Below are 13126 nucleotides of genomic sequence, written 5' to 3'. Positions count from 1 at the left end.
AGGATTAGTTATGTCACTGACCAAAATTGAAATTACAGAAAATTTAGTAGAAAAATGTGGTTTAGACAAACGTATGGCAAAGGAGTTTGTTGAACAATTTTTTGAAGAAATTCGTGTTGCATTAGAGCACGGTGAAGAAGTCAAATTATCAGGATTTGGTAACTTTTCTGTTAGAGATAAGAGAGCTAGACCTGGCCGTAATCCTAAAACAGGCGAAGATGTTTCTATTTCTGCTCGTCGTGTTGTAGTTTTTAAACCTGGGCAAAAATTTCGCGAGCGTGTAGAGCATTTAAAGTAATACGGATAGGTAGGATAATTAACGACCATGATTATTAATAAAATAGCACTATTGAGTATTGTATCCGTATTAACTTTAGTTGGGTGTAGTAGTACAGTGGATAGACAAGTTTCTTCACATAATGTGAAGAGAGTTAATTCTTACCCATTATCTCAAGGCAATATTTCAGATCCTATTTTTGTTATTAGTGGTTTAAGTGATCAGCACCAAGAATGGAAGGGCACACGGTATGTGCTTGGTGGTACAACTAAAAATGGTGTGGATTGCTCAGCATTTGTACAACTTACCTTTCGTCAGTTATTTGGGTTGAATTTACCAAGAATGACAAAAGATCAAGCTAAGGAAGGGAATAAGGTTTCAAAATCGAACTTAAGACCTGGAGATTTGGTTTTCTTCAAAACTGGTAGAGGACCTAATGGATACCATGTTGGTATTTATGCTCAAAATGGCAAATTTTTACATGCATCTACAAAAGGTGGAGTTATTTATTCAGATTTAAATTCACCCTATTGGAGTAAAACTTACTGGCAAGCCCGAAGAGTGTAACTAAAATATGATACGGATCATAAAGTTAAGAATAAATAGAATAAAATTTGAGACTTTTTGGTGTTTAGACTGGTTTATAGTTAACATACCAAAGTGTTGTATTAGGCAACCAAATTGATTATTTTACTTTCTAAGTGGCCTCTGTTTAGAGGCTCTTTTTATTTTATAGTTCATCAAAATAGGCATCACCCCAAGTTTTTTCAGCTAATTGGAGTAAATTTGCAAAATCTTGATAGGAAGGAACCGCTTGATCTGCTATTTTTTTATGTTGTTCATGGATAAGTTTTTGACGAAGTGTTTCATACCACTCTAATAAAGAGAGAGGTAAAGGGGATTTTGCACGTTTTCCTAGCCAAAATAATCCTTGGAAAGGAATACTTAATGCAAAAAGCGCTGTAATAATCGAATTTGCAGTGATAGATTGCTCTGGATCGGCAAATCCAAACTGCCAAACGATAGCAAAGCAAGCAAAAGCTGGCATGATGCGTGATGAGAATTTCACTAAGCGGACTAATCTATAATCAGGTAAGAATAGGTTAAGTTTCTTTTGATTAGGAAATGTATTTAAGTAGTGCTGTCCTGCTTGTAATATACTGAACATATGGGTTTCTTCCTGACTCATCAATAATAAATTTGATAATAATCTATCATAGCGAAATAACTAAACTGTTGCTATACTTCCTAACATTTTTGATGATTTGATATAAGGAATTTCAGAATGCCTATCAATTTTCAGCGATTGCTACAAGAAAGTTGGAATTTTATGCGTAATCAAGCAAATTTTTCTCTTTTTGGAGTTGGATTATTGGTTATTTTGCAATTAATTGGTATTTATTTTTTACCTACGAGTACTATTTCTCAAGATAATATGCAGTCAGTTTCTTCTATGAAAGATATTAATATGCTTGCTTTTGCCTCTAGTATTATTTGGGCAGTACTAAGTATATGGGTGAATATCTTACTAATTTTAAATATTAAATCGATTAATGCAGGACAATACCGTTCTTTCTTTAGTAATATTGGTGGTGCATTAAAAGGATTTTTACCAGTCATTTTTTTAAATTTAATTATGGTTATGCCACTAGCATTTGCTTCTTCGTTATCTGGTGTATCGGTTGCGACAGGTAACTCTTTACCCATAATGGGAATTGTAGTGATGGTGTTAGGTGTATTTATTTTTGTTAAATATTCATTAGTAACCTATGTTTATCTAGTTGAATCTCCTAGAAAAAGTATCAGTGAGACATTGAGATTAACTTGGGCAATGAGCCGAGCAAAAATGAAATTACTTTCTGTCTTTTGTGGAATTACCTATTTACTTCCGCTCTTAATCAATTTATTAATTGGGCAAACAAATGGTGATATAGGTATATTAGTAGTTCAAATAGTAGGCTCTTTTATTAATGTTTTTATGGTGATATTTAGCTTCCGTTTTTATCAAATTTATCGGGAGTTACCCATTGTGCAAGGTAAGAGGTAAGATAAAATGAAAAAATTACTTGAATTTATTCCATTAATTTTATTTTTTATTATTTATAAAACTTATGGTATCCAAGAAGGTGCTATTGTTCTTTCTGTGGCAACTGTTGTTCAGCTTATTTTACTTAAAATACTTTATAAGCAGATTGAAAAATCTCAATGGATAATGGGGATTTCAGTTATCATCTTTGGCTTGTTAACTGCATATTTTAATGATCTTACTTTTCTAAAATGGAAAGTTACATTGATTAATGCCTTATTTGCGGTTGTATTGTTAACTAGTCAGTTTGGATTTAAAAAACCAATTATTCAGGCATTATTAGGCAAAGAATTAACCTTACCTCAATCGACTTGGGAAACACTTAACTTAGGTTGGGCAGGATTTTTTATTTTATGCATGGTAATTAATATTATTATTGGTCAATTTTTTTCTGATGATGTTTGGACAACTTTTAAGGTTTTTGGATTAACAGGACTAAGTCTTGTTGCCACATTGGTTACAGTTATTTATTTATATCCACACTTAAAATTACAAGAGGAAAATAATGGAAAATAAAGATGATCTTCGCCAACCAGACGGTGCATTGATTTTAAGAACGCTCGCAATGCCAACAGATACTAATGCGAACGGTGATATTTTTGGTGGATGGTTAATGTCAAGAATGGATATGGGCGGAGCTATTTTAGCCAAAGAGATTGCTCACGGTAGAGTCGTAACTGCTTCTGTTGATACTATTTCTTTTTTACGCCCAGTTGCAGTGGGAGATGTTGTTTGTTGTTATGGTCGTTGCGTTAAAGTTGGTCGTACTTCATTAAAGGTAAAAGTTGAAGTTTGGATTAAGAAAGTAATAGAAAACTCAAGAGACCGTTATTGTGTTACTGAAGCGTTATTTACTTTTGTTGCTGTTGATAAAGAAGGGCGACCAAGACCAATACCTACAGACAACAATCCTGAACTTGATATGGTTTTAGCGGACTTGCCGACTCAAAATTCGTAGGAGAATAAAGTAATGTATTATGTGATTTTTGCTCAAGATTTACCAAATACTTTAACTCAACGTTTAGCTGTAAGGGAACAGCACTTAGCACGTTTATCTCAATTACAAGCTGAAGGCCGTTTATTAACAGCAGGCCCTAATCCAGCTATTGATGATGAAAATCCTGGAGATGCTGGCTTTACAGGTTCAACTGTCATTGCTCAGTTTGATTCTTTAGAAGCTGCAAAACAATGGGCAAGTGAAGATCCTTACGTTGAAGCCGGTGTTTATGGGGAGGTTATCATTAAACCTTTCAAAAAGGTGTTCTAAATCACACTAAAACATATTGCGATAGGTAGGTTATAAATGCTGTAAACCTACCTTTACTTCCTTTCTAGCTTAATTTCAGGTTTCGTATGCAAACGACACTTTTCTCATCCGCAGAGCAAAAACTAGTAGAATTATTTTCAATTCATCATATATCAGAAAATTTGCAAAAAACAGACACAATCGAACCGCTTGTAACTGCGATTGCGATGTCTGATTTTGTTTTTCAGCAATTACAAAAACAGCCTGATTTATTGATGGAATGGTTACACAATATTCCAATGTTAAGTGATGCAGTGCAATACAAAAATGAACTATCACAAAAATTACAGATGATTGATAGTGAAGAAAGTTTGCATAAAATATTACGCCAATATCGCTATAGAGAAATGGCAAAATTAAGTTACTTACAATCTAATTACTTAGCCTCCCCTCAACAGATTTTTGAAACCCTATCTGATCTTGCCGAAACCATTATTTTAGCCACAAGAGATTGGCTATTTGAGCGTTTATGCCAAGATTATGGTACGCCAATGAATGAGTTAGGTGAACAACAAGAATTATTAATTTTAGGGATGGGTAAATTAGGTGGAAGAGAGCTTAATTTTTCTTCTGATATTGATTTGATTTTTACTTATCCTGATGTTGGTGAAACAGTTGGTGCGAGAAAATCAATAGATAACAGTAAGTTTTTTACTCGACTTGGGCAGAAGCTTATCCGTGCGTTAGATGAAATTACCCTAGATGGTTTTGTATATCGTACTGATATGCGCTTACGCCCCTTTGGCGAAAGCGGCGCTTTGGTACTCAGCTTTTCAGCAATGGAGGACTATTACCAAGAGCAAGGGCGAGATTGGGAACGCTATGCGATGATCAAAGCTAAAATTCTGGGTGAAGATCTTACGAACATCAATCACAAATATTTAAAGCAGATGTTGCGTCCATTTGTTTATCGTCGCTATCTTGATTTTAGTGCTATCCAATCCTTGCGAGAAATGAAACAAAAAATTAGCCGAGAAGTGCTACGCAGAGGATTGGAAGATAATATTAAGCTAGGGGCGGGCGGTATTCGAGAAGTTGAGTTTATTGTGCAAACTTTTCAAATGATCCGTGGTGGCCGAGATAAAATTTTACAACAACGTAGCTTACTTACAGTATTACCGCATTTAGCCACATTAAATTTATTAACATCCCAACAAATTGAGACTTTAAAATCAGGCTATTTATTTTTAAGACAGGTTGAAAATACCCTTCAAGCGATCAACGATCAGCAAACTCAAACCTTACCAACGGATCTGCAAGATCAACAACGTATTGCCTTTGCTTGTCGGAGTGAAAATTGGCAAGTATTTCTGATTCAGTTGCAACATCATCAACTACAGATTAGAAATATATTTAATGAGTTAATTGGCGAAGATGATGAACAGGAATGTTCAGCAGATGAGCATTCTCAATCACTTCAATTAAGTATGTGGCGAGATATTCTCAATTATCAAATTACGCAAGAAGATGTCGCCACGAATTTAGCTCAATATCCTGTGGAACCAACAGATTATTCCGCTATATTTCATATCTTCTCAACGACTTTTCAAGAGTGGATTAAACGTCCGATTGGTGTGAGGGGGCGAGAAGTTTTAAGAAAATTACTTCCAGTGGTCGTAGATCAAGTTTTTCAACAAAAGAACTACCTTACGTTATTACCTAGAATTTTAAATATTATTGATAAGATCAACACTCGCACGACCTACTTAGAGTTATTACTCGAAAAAGAGCAAATTTTACCGCAATTATTTACGCTATGTAGTCAATCAGTGATGATTGCTGAACAAATTGCTCGTCACCCAATGCTGTTGGATGAATTGATTGTTCAAAATTCTTTAACCCAAGTTATTCCTTTGGAAGAGTATGCAATTACATTGCAAGAATATTTAATACGAATTCCAGAAGAGGATGAGGAGGCATTAATTGATGCGCTTCGCCAGTTTAAGCAAAGTCAGATATTGCATATTGCCTCAGCAGATATTTTAGGTGTGTTACCTGTGATGAAAATTAGTGATCACTTAACTTATCTGGCGGAAGCTATTTTAGGAGCAGTGGTTAATTTAGCGTGGAAGCAAGTGTCAAAACGCTTTGGTATCCCTGAGCATTTAGCCGAAAATGAACAAGATTTTATGGTGATTGGCTATGGTAAATTAGGTGGAATTGAGTTGGGCTATAATTCCGATCTGGATTTAGTATTCCTACATAATGCACCAGAAAATAGTCAAACCGTAGGGGGGAAAAAGGCAATTTCAAGCCATCAATTTTATTTAAAACTTGCCCAAAAAATTAACAGTATTTTTAATCTTAATACCAGTGCAGGTGTATTGTATGAAATTGATATGCGACTTCGCCCATCAGGTGAATCAGGCTTATTAGTGAGCACTTTTGAAGCTTACGAAGACTATCAGAAAAATGAAGCGTGGACATGGGAATCTCAAGCATTAGTGCGAGCAAGAGCAGTTTACGGTTCATCCTTACTTCGTCAACACTTTGAAACTATTCGTCAAAATGTGTTAGGTATGGCAAGAACAAGCGGTCAGTTGGTGGAAGATATTTGTAACATGCGTGCAAAAATGTATGCTCATTTGAGCCACACTGAAGATGGGCGATTTCACTTAAAAACAGATCTAGGTGGCATCACGGATATTGAATTTATCGCTCAATATCTCGTTCTAAATTATGCCAATACTTATCCACAAGTTGCAGTATGGTCGGATAACGTTCGTATTTTTGAAAGCTGTGCAGAAAGTGGTATCCTTTCCTTAGAAGAAAGTGAGCAACTTAAATATTGCTATACAACCTTACGCAATAAAGTCCATCACCTCAATCTTGTGAATCAGCCTGCCATTGTTGATAGTGAAGAATTTGAACGTGAGAGTCGTTACGTTAAATCTATGTGGAAAAGATTATTTCAGCGAGAAGCCAATGCCTAAAATAGAAGTTTGTGTTGATAATTTAGAATCTGTGATTACAGCCAATCAATTTCCCATTGATCGAATAGAGCTTTGCTCGGCATTATCAGTTGGCGGTATTACGCCAAATTATGGTTTATTAAAACAAGCAGTAGCAATCTCCAAAATTCCCATTGCTGTAATGATTCGCCCTAGAGCTGGCGATTTTATTTTCAGTGAATATGAAGTCCAAGCAATGCTTAGTGATATTGAAATGGCGCAGAATTGTGGGATAACAAATATTGTTATTGGTGCATTAACCCCTTTGGCACAGATTGATATTCAAACGATTAAACGCTTGTTAATTGTAGCAAAGGGAATGAAGATAACTTTCCATCGAGCTTTTGATCTCTGTACTGATCCTTTTCTTGCTTTATCTCAACTAATTAATCTTGGTTGTGATCGTGTTTTAACTTCAGGACAAGCAAAAACAGCTTTTGAGGGTATCCCATTATTGCAACAATTAGTCGACAAGTCTCAAAATCAAATTCAAATTATGGCGGGTTGTGGCATCAACTCGGAAAATGTGACTGAAATCATAAAATGTACTCAAGTACCTCAAATTCATTTCTCAGCTAAAAGCGAACGCTTGAGCGAAATGAAACAATTTAATCAAGTAAGCATGGGGAATGATGAGGCAGAACAAGAACAAAAATTAACTGTCTTAGATGATCAGAAATTATCAACAATACTGCATAGAATAGGATAGTAATAGGAGATAGAGTATGAATAAAGTAATCATCTTATTAGGACTAGCTATTGTTAGCCTTACCGCTTGTAGTCTTACACCAGAACAACAAGCAATACGAGATGCAAAAAGAATTAGAGCAGAACAAGCATTACAAGTAAATTTAGCTCAACAATGTGATATGCAAACGGCAGAATTAATGCATGAAAAATTTAATCCACCTCTTAATCGTAATGAAGAAGAGCAGAAAGCTTTTGAGCAAAAGTACTTAGAAAAAGTAAATAATCCAATATTTCAAGCCTGTTATAAATTAGCATTACAAAATCACATTGCTGAAGAAAAATTAGAGTGGATGAGGATGCACTATTATGATGATGATTGGCGTAGATTCGGATTTGCTCGTTTTTGCTACGCTTGTTGGTGATTGTGCATTCAATTGATTAATTTATCAGGTAATTTTGAAAAATTTTGTTACAATCTTATCGCTTTACTTATTATAAAATAAAAAATGATGAAAATTTATAAAGTAGTAACATTCTTACTTTTATTAGGGATGTCTGTTATGGGATTTGCCGAAGGTGGCAAAACTCCGATTGCTTATTTGAATGCAATGACATCAGCTCACAAAATGCTTAATTATGAGTTATTTTATCTGGTACAACAAGGTGAACAAGTTGATTCATTGCGGTATCGTCATGCGAATTATTTAGGAAAAGAGTATGCGCAATTATTGCAATTAGATAAAGCACGTGAAGAGATTATTTTAAGAGATAATCGAGTGAGTTATTTTGGAGAATTTCAGCCATTTAGTCTTGCAAGTAATCATATTTTAGATAATTTACCTATCCTTTTATATACTGATTTTAATCAATTAGACGGGTATAATTTTATTGATGTAGGTAGAGAGCGAGTAGCAAATCGTTTAGCCAGAGTAATTAGAATTGTACCAAAGGATGATTTTCGTTATCAGCATGAAATATGGATTGATGAGGAAAATTATTTATTGCTTAGAGCAGATTTATTAGATCGAGATGGAAATATATTAGAGCAATTTAAAGTACTAAAATCTACTGTAGATAATCAGTTTATGCATATTATTGAACCTATTACATCACTGATTTTACCCAGCGTAATTGTTGATGAGAAAAAGAATTCACCATCATTAAATTGGGAACCGAAATGGATACCACAAGGATTTAAGAAAATTACATCGGGTACACAGCGTTTATCAGGAATATTGATAGAAAATGAGCAAGTTGAAAGTCAATTGTATAGTGATGGGCTGGTGTCTTTTACTATATATTTGGTACAAAATAAGGGTATTATTTTTAATGAACAATTTTGGCGTCAAGGAAAAATCAGTATTTATAGCCAAACAATTGGAGATAAAGATGTCGTCATTGTTGGTGAAATACCTTTAGTTTCTGCTCGTCATATTGTACAAGATATTCAACAAAATCAGCCAATTAAGGAAGCTAAACAATGATGCTTGAGTATGCGACAGTTGTAAATTATACCAATGGTATTGCAACAGTGGTGTGTGAACACAAATCGGGATGTGGTAGCTGTGCCAGTAGTGGTACTTGTGGAACTCAAACTTTATCTGCTTTGGCAGGAGAAAAATCCGCATTAGAATTTGATTTGAAGGTCAATCAGCCTTTATCAATTGGTGATAAGATTGAGATTGGATTGACTGAACGAAATTTATTATTAAGTGTTTTTGGGATGTATGGCATTCCTCTTATTGTATTTATCGGGAGTGCATTACTATTTTCTCAATGGATAGAGAATGAATTAGTAGTTGCACTTATTATGTTTATTACTACAGCCAGCTTATTTGCTGGAATGAAAAAAATATTACAAAAAAAATCAATGGGGCAATTTATCCCAGTTTTTTTGAGAAAAATTTAAGGAGAAATCCCGTGGACAAAATTTGGTTGAAAAACTATCCAGATGGGGCGCCGACAACTATTAACCCGAACCAATATAGTTCTTTAGTTGAAATGTTTGAAAAAGCTGTGCGTCGCCATCCAGATATTCCAGCCTATATTAATATGGGAAAGGTATTGACCTATAGGAAGTTAGAAGAACGTAGTCGAGCATTTGCTGCGTATTTACAAAATGAATTATGCCTAGAAAAAGGTGAACGAATTGCATTAATGATGCCAAATTTATTGCAATATCCTATTGCGTTGTTTGGTGCATTAAGAGCAGGACTTGTTGTTGTTAATGTGAATCCACTTTATACCCCTAGAGAATTAGAACATCAACTAAATGATAGTGGTGCAAAGGCTATAGTCGTCATTTCAAATTTTGCTGCCACACTAGAAAAAGTTGTATTTAATACGGAAGTAAAACATGTAATCTTAACAAGAATGGGCGATCAACTTTCTTTTGGTAAACGTACATTAGTTAATTTTGTGGTTAAGTATGTTAAAAAATTAGTTCCTAAATATAAACTCCCTCATGCTGCAAGTTTTCGTGAAGCCTTAAGTATTGGTAAACTACGCCAATATGTTAAACCTGAATTACATCCAGATGATCTTGCTTTTTTACAATACACTGGTGGAACTACAGGAGTAGCGAAAGGCGCAATGCTAACCCATGGTAGTGTTGTAGCAAATATGATGCAAGCAAAATGGGTAGCTGATCCATTAATTCCTAATGGTGAAGGTAAAATAGGTGTTATTGCATTACCAATGTATCATGTATTTGCATTGACTGTAAATTGCCTGTTATTTATTGAATTAGGTTTGACAGGATTATTAATTACAGACCCTAGAGACATATCTGGGTTTATTAAAGAATTAAAAAAATACCGTGTTTCAGCAATAACAGGAGTTAATACGCTATTCAATACTTTATTAAACAATGAACATTTTAAAGAAGTGAATTTCTCTAATCTAAAAATGACTGTAGGTGGTGGTGCCACTGTGCAACGTAGAGTTGCTGAGCGTTGGCATGAAACAACAGGATGTCATATTATTGAAGGATATGGAATGACTGAGTGTTCACCACTTATAGCAGCAACACGTAGTGATTCAACAGAATATTCAGGTTCCATTGGTATCCCCGTACCTAATACTGATATTCGTATTGTAGATGATGAAGGTAATGATGTTTCTCAAGGCGAGCGTGGTGAATTATGGGTGAAAGGTCCTCAAGTAATGAAAGGATATTGGCAACGAGAAGAAGATACTGCTGATGTACTTAAAGATGGTTGGATGGCAACAGGAGATATTGTTGAAATGGGACAAGATCTTAATTTACGTATTGTCGATCGCAAAAAAGATATGATTATTGTGTCTGGTTTTAATGTATATCCCAACGAAATTGAAGAGGTAATTTCTTCACATCCTAAAGTTAATGAAGTCGTAGTTGTTGGTATTCCTAGTGAAAAATCGGGTGAATGTATCAAGGTTTTCGCTACCAAAAAGGATGAGACCCTAACTCGAGAAGAATTGCGTAAATATTGTAAACAGCACTTAACAGGTTATAAGATTCCTCGAGAAATTGAGTTTAGAGAAGAATTACCCAAAAGTAATGTAGGAAAAATTCTTCGCAGGATATTAAGAGATGAAGAAATAGACAGAATTAAAAAACAATTAAATGTCCAATAAAGTAACAAATAATATTATAAGAATAAAAACGCCCGAAAGGGCGTTTTTTGTAGTTTCGTTAAAATGGTCTAGTATTAGATGAAAGTTTATAGGCTAATTTCTCTACCCACGAAAGATCAGAAACGGCTTTCAAAGACAAATCTGCTCCACACTTCGGGCATTTAGAGATAGTTAGGCAGTCTGAATTAACAATCATCTTATTTTTCCAATCACATTTTGGACAAAACTGAATATGAGGCTGACCAATAAGTAACGACATCTTACACCTTCTTATCTAAATTTGGAGTTATGACTATTAATTGACGACAGGATAAAACGGCTTACCCCAATCAATCTCCGAATGATTTTCCATCATAATCTGTAACATTGCAGGTATTAGTAATGAAAGAATGTTACAACCATCCCGTAATTGTTCCCGATTTACACTACTTTGATACGTCGCTCCCCCGTGAATAATTTGATTACGCAAGGTATATAAGCGACTAAACATTACGTCTAAAATACGTTCGGTTTTTTGCTTTTCTAATGAAGAAAGGAAACGCTCACGCTCTTTTACTTCTGCAACAAGGTATTCCTTCTCACTAATCTTACCATTGTGGAAATCCCAGAAAGGCTGGAACACAAACTTGTTATCTAATAACAAGCGGATAGATTGCGAGAATTTTTTCCAAACAATATCGTAAATAGTATGGTCTTTATCGAAGGAACAAATACGCAATAAAAACTCATTGAATATTGCCCGATCCCTAATGTCATCAAGCTCTCGTGCATAAGCCGCATTAAACGCAATCCAAAGTGCAATAAATTGCGTATCCAAATCCTTAGCCTCTTCCGCCATTTTTAACCAACTTAACGAACGATGGATACGGAGACGGAGATTGTCGGGATAGTGTTCGGTATCTCGATGGGTTTTGAAATAGGTTTCTAATAAATTGAGGGGCATACACACGTTATATTCCTTATTGATAGAATGGATAATATGGATTATAAACAAGGAATATAGGGATGCAAGAGTTGCATCCCTAAGGTTTATATGATTTTAAAGGAAATCATCTTGAATAGTAATATATTCTGTAGGAGATAGAACAATTGCAATACCATTTTCTATATCCCAATCACAATCACAGAGTAATCCAAACGAACCATCTCGATTAAATAATAAAGTTCTTGGTGTAGCATTTTTTTCTGAAATTTGATATTTCTGAATATAATCATCTAATAATTTTACTATTTTATCTTCAAAAACTTTTGTTTGACTGGAAAAATATTCAAATGCTTTTGTTTGCTCATCTGAAATTCCTTGCCCTTTTTTAGCAGAAAATACAAGTTGAATGGGTTTAGTTACTTGTTGAAAATTAATAGTTGAATTTTTTCTCCAACCATAATCAAAAATAAGATCTGATGTATTCATATAGATTCCCTAATTAGTTGAGTTTTCTTGTTTTTTAATTTCAGATATTCCACCTGAGTGCGGAATATTATTATGAACTTCTGTTGGAACGAGTTGCATAGTTTTACAATCTTCACACTCATGCCAAGTATAGTTATTTTCTTTACGCCAATTTTTGACATCTTCCGCAGTCCAGACCTTGCCGTCTTTTCCTTCTTTTGTCCATTGTTCTGCTGTTTTTTCATCAGCTTTTGCGAAGTTTTTTAGTCTATCAGAACTAAATCCATCGATTTCGACATCAATTTTAGAGATTGGTCCAAAATCAGGATAACCATCTTTAAATTCAATACCTTCAATACCATATTTGTCGAGAATTTCTCCCCAAGTTAGATTATCTGGATTTTCTCGACTATATTTTGACTTATATTCTGGACGATAATCTCTATCGGGAATCCAAACAGAGTCACCTTTTTCTCCAGTCCATCTCCCATTTGTATCAGGCGAACGGAGGTAATAAATTTTTTCTGGTGATGGAGTGGTTAAATTTTCTGATTTAATCTTCCATAAGTCTTTATCATTCCAAGGAGAATCAGAGGGTTTCTTGAAAACAGTCTTCTCACTTATATCAGAATTCCACAATTTTTCATTCATAAATGTATCCTTAATATTTATTACGTAAACTATTTTTAACAATGAGTTCTAATTCATTCGGTATATTATCTAAATGATTTGATAATTGTTCTTTAGTAAACTGTACAACATATTCCATATTCTCAGTTTTATCTATTTCTTCCTTAATTATCTCTTT

General features: G+C 34.4%; 17 protein-coding genes. 12 read left to right on the top strand and 5 right to left on the bottom strand.

The features are described 5' to 3' along the window. The first annotated feature begins 10 nt into the window (after positions 1–10). Positions 11–298 carry an integration host factor subunit alpha gene (locus Q1J40_RS05000; protein ID WP_301098948.1) on the top strand — a complete coding sequence of 96 codons (288 nt, stop codon included), beginning with the start codon at positions 11–13 and terminating at the stop codon, positions 296–298. Positions 299–325: 27 nt separating this feature from the next. After that, on the top strand, positions 326–844 hold the full coding sequence (locus Q1J40_RS04995) for an NlpC/P60 family protein (RefSeq protein WP_301098947.1): 519 nt from the start codon (positions 326–328) through the stop codon (positions 842–844). 163 nt (positions 845–1007) lie between these two features. Here the strand turns inward: Q1J40_RS04995 and yfbV are convergent, their stop codons facing one another. After that, positions 1008–1445 (bottom strand): terminus macrodomain insulation protein YfbV, encoded by a 438-nt coding sequence (yfbV, locus tag Q1J40_RS04990; protein WP_301098946.1) that lies wholly within the window; start codon positions 1443–1445, stop codon positions 1008–1010. 117 nt (positions 1446–1562) lie between these two features. Here yfbV and Q1J40_RS04985 point away from each other — a divergent pair, with 117 nt between their 5' ends. The 10 genes from Q1J40_RS04985 (at position 1563) to fadD (ending at position 10928) form a co-directional block, all read left to right on the top strand. Further along, positions 1563–2324 carry a hypothetical protein gene (locus Q1J40_RS04985; protein WP_301098945.1) on the top strand — a complete coding sequence of 254 codons (762 nt, stop codon included), beginning with the start codon at positions 1563–1565 and terminating at the stop codon, positions 2322–2324. A 6-nt stretch (positions 2325–2330) separates the two neighbouring features. Further along, positions 2331–2879, top strand: a complete 549-nt coding sequence (locus tag Q1J40_RS04980) for a septation protein A (protein ID WP_301098944.1) — start codon at positions 2331–2333, stop codon at positions 2877–2879. Next, positions 2869–3321: an acyl-CoA thioester hydrolase YciA gene (gene yciA, locus Q1J40_RS04975; protein ID WP_301098943.1), complete on the top strand. Its 453-nt coding sequence runs from the start codon at positions 2869–2871 to the stop codon at positions 3319–3321. Before Q1J40_RS04980 ends, yciA begins: the two co-directional genes overlap by 11 nt. 12 nt (positions 3322–3333) lie before the next feature. After that, the gene (locus Q1J40_RS04970) at positions 3334–3630 is read left to right on the top strand and encodes a YciI family protein (RefSeq protein WP_301098942.1); all 297 of its coding nucleotides are present in this window, start codon (positions 3334–3336) and stop codon (positions 3628–3630) included. 86 nt (positions 3631–3716) lie between these two features. Next, positions 3717–6602, top strand: a complete 2886-nt coding sequence (glnE, locus tag Q1J40_RS04965; protein ID WP_301098941.1) for a bifunctional [glutamate--ammonia ligase]-adenylyl-L-tyrosine phosphorylase/[glutamate--ammonia-ligase] adenylyltransferase — start codon at positions 3717–3719, stop codon at positions 6600–6602. Beyond that, positions 6595–7329, top strand: coding sequence for a copper homeostasis protein CutC (locus Q1J40_RS04960; RefSeq protein ID WP_301098940.1), 735 nt, complete (start codon positions 6595–6597; stop codon positions 7327–7329). Before glnE ends, Q1J40_RS04960 begins: the two co-directional genes overlap by 8 nt. A 16-nt stretch (positions 7330–7345) precedes the next feature. Continuing rightward, the gene (locus tag Q1J40_RS04955) at positions 7346–7732 is read left to right on the top strand and encodes a hypothetical protein (RefSeq protein WP_301098939.1); all 387 of its coding nucleotides are present in this window, start codon (positions 7346–7348) and stop codon (positions 7730–7732) included. Positions 7733–7816: 84 nt separating this feature from the next. Next, positions 7817–8794, top strand: coding sequence for a MucB/RseB C-terminal domain-containing protein (locus Q1J40_RS04950; RefSeq protein ID WP_301098938.1), 978 nt, complete (start codon positions 7817–7819; stop codon positions 8792–8794). Next, a complete protein-coding gene (locus Q1J40_RS04945; RefSeq protein WP_301098937.1) occupies positions 8791–9219 on the top strand; it encodes a SoxR reducing system RseC family protein in 429 nt (142 codons plus the stop codon). The genes Q1J40_RS04950 and Q1J40_RS04945 overlap by 4 nt, the downstream gene beginning before the upstream one ends. An 11-nt stretch (positions 9220–9230) precedes the next feature. Beyond that, positions 9231–10928, top strand: a complete 1698-nt coding sequence (gene fadD / locus Q1J40_RS04940; protein ID WP_301098936.1) for a long-chain-fatty-acid--CoA ligase FadD — start codon at positions 9231–9233, stop codon at positions 10926–10928. 58 nt (positions 10929–10986) lie between these two features. Here the strand turns inward: fadD and Q1J40_RS04935 are convergent, their stop codons facing one another. From Q1J40_RS04935 to Q1J40_RS04920, 4 genes are all read right to left on the bottom strand, one after another. Then, positions 10987–11187 carry a hypothetical protein gene (locus tag Q1J40_RS04935; protein WP_301098935.1) on the bottom strand — a complete coding sequence of 67 codons (201 nt, stop codon included), beginning with the start codon at positions 11185–11187 and terminating at the stop codon, positions 10987–10989. A 36-nt stretch (positions 11188–11223) separates the two neighbouring features. Next, on the bottom strand, positions 11224–11871 hold the full coding sequence (locus Q1J40_RS04930; protein ID WP_301098934.1) for a HEPN domain-containing protein: 648 nt from the start codon (positions 11869–11871) through the stop codon (positions 11224–11226). A gap of 96 nt (positions 11872–11967) precedes the next feature. Continuing rightward, entirely contained in the window at positions 11968–12339 is a 372-nt protein-coding gene (locus Q1J40_RS04925; protein ID WP_301098933.1) for a DUF6985 domain-containing protein, read from the bottom strand. A gap of 9 nt (positions 12340–12348) precedes the next feature. Then, entirely contained in the window at positions 12349–12969 is a 621-nt protein-coding gene (locus Q1J40_RS04920) for an HNH endonuclease (RefSeq protein WP_301098932.1), read from the bottom strand. Positions 12970–13126: the final 157 nt, after the last annotated feature.

The sequence above is a fragment of the Otariodibacter sp. genome, from assembly GCF_029256985.1.
Lineage (GTDB): Bacteria > Pseudomonadota > Gammaproteobacteria > Enterobacterales > Pasteurellaceae > Otariodibacter.
The sequence above is the reverse complement of the archived record's forward strand: the minus strand, read 5'-3'. Positions and strand labels throughout refer to the sequence as shown.

Excerpts from the sequence above, each read along its gene's own strand:
- Q1J40_RS05000 (WP_301098948.1), top strand. The coding sequence starts at position 11 with ATGTCACTGACCAAAATTGAAATTACAGAAAATTTAGTAGAAAAATGT.
- Q1J40_RS04995 (WP_301098947.1), top strand. The coding sequence starts at position 326 with ATGATTATTAATAAAATAGCACTATTGAGTATTGTATCCGTATTAACT.
- yfbV (WP_301098946.1), bottom strand. The coding sequence starts at position 1,445 with ATGTTCAGTATATTACAAGCAGGACAGCACTACTTAAATACATTTCCT.
- Q1J40_RS04985 (WP_301098945.1), top strand. The coding sequence starts at position 1,563 with ATGCCTATCAATTTTCAGCGATTGCTACAAGAAAGTTGGAATTTTATG.
- Q1J40_RS04980 (WP_301098944.1), top strand. The coding sequence starts at position 2,331 with ATGAAAAAATTACTTGAATTTATTCCATTAATTTTATTTTTTATTATT.
- yciA (WP_301098943.1), top strand. The coding sequence starts at position 2,869 with ATGGAAAATAAAGATGATCTTCGCCAACCAGACGGTGCATTGATTTTA.
- Q1J40_RS04970 (WP_301098942.1), top strand. The coding sequence starts at position 3,334 with ATGTATTATGTGATTTTTGCTCAAGATTTACCAAATACTTTAACTCAA.
- glnE (WP_301098941.1), top strand. The coding sequence starts at position 3,717 with ATGCAAACGACACTTTTCTCATCCGCAGAGCAAAAACTAGTAGAATTA.
- Q1J40_RS04960 (WP_301098940.1), top strand. The coding sequence starts at position 6,595 with ATGCCTAAAATAGAAGTTTGTGTTGATAATTTAGAATCTGTGATTACA.
- Q1J40_RS04955 (WP_301098939.1), top strand. The coding sequence starts at position 7,346 with ATGAATAAAGTAATCATCTTATTAGGACTAGCTATTGTTAGCCTTACC.
- Q1J40_RS04950 (WP_301098938.1), top strand. The coding sequence starts at position 7,817 with ATGATGAAAATTTATAAAGTAGTAACATTCTTACTTTTATTAGGGATG.
- Q1J40_RS04945 (WP_301098937.1), top strand. The coding sequence starts at position 8,791 with ATGATGCTTGAGTATGCGACAGTTGTAAATTATACCAATGGTATTGCA.
- Q1J40_RS04935 (WP_301098935.1), bottom strand. The coding sequence starts at position 11,187 with ATGTCGTTACTTATTGGTCAGCCTCATATTCAGTTTTGTCCAAAATGT.
- Q1J40_RS04930 (WP_301098934.1), bottom strand. The coding sequence starts at position 11,871 with ATGCCCCTCAATTTATTAGAAACCTATTTCAAAACCCATCGAGATACC.
- Q1J40_RS04925 (WP_301098933.1), bottom strand. The coding sequence starts at position 12,339 with ATGAATACATCAGATCTTATTTTTGATTATGGTTGGAGAAAAAATTCA.
- Q1J40_RS04920 (WP_301098932.1), bottom strand. The coding sequence starts at position 12,969 with ATGAATGAAAAATTGTGGAATTCTGATATAAGTGAGAAGACTGTTTTC.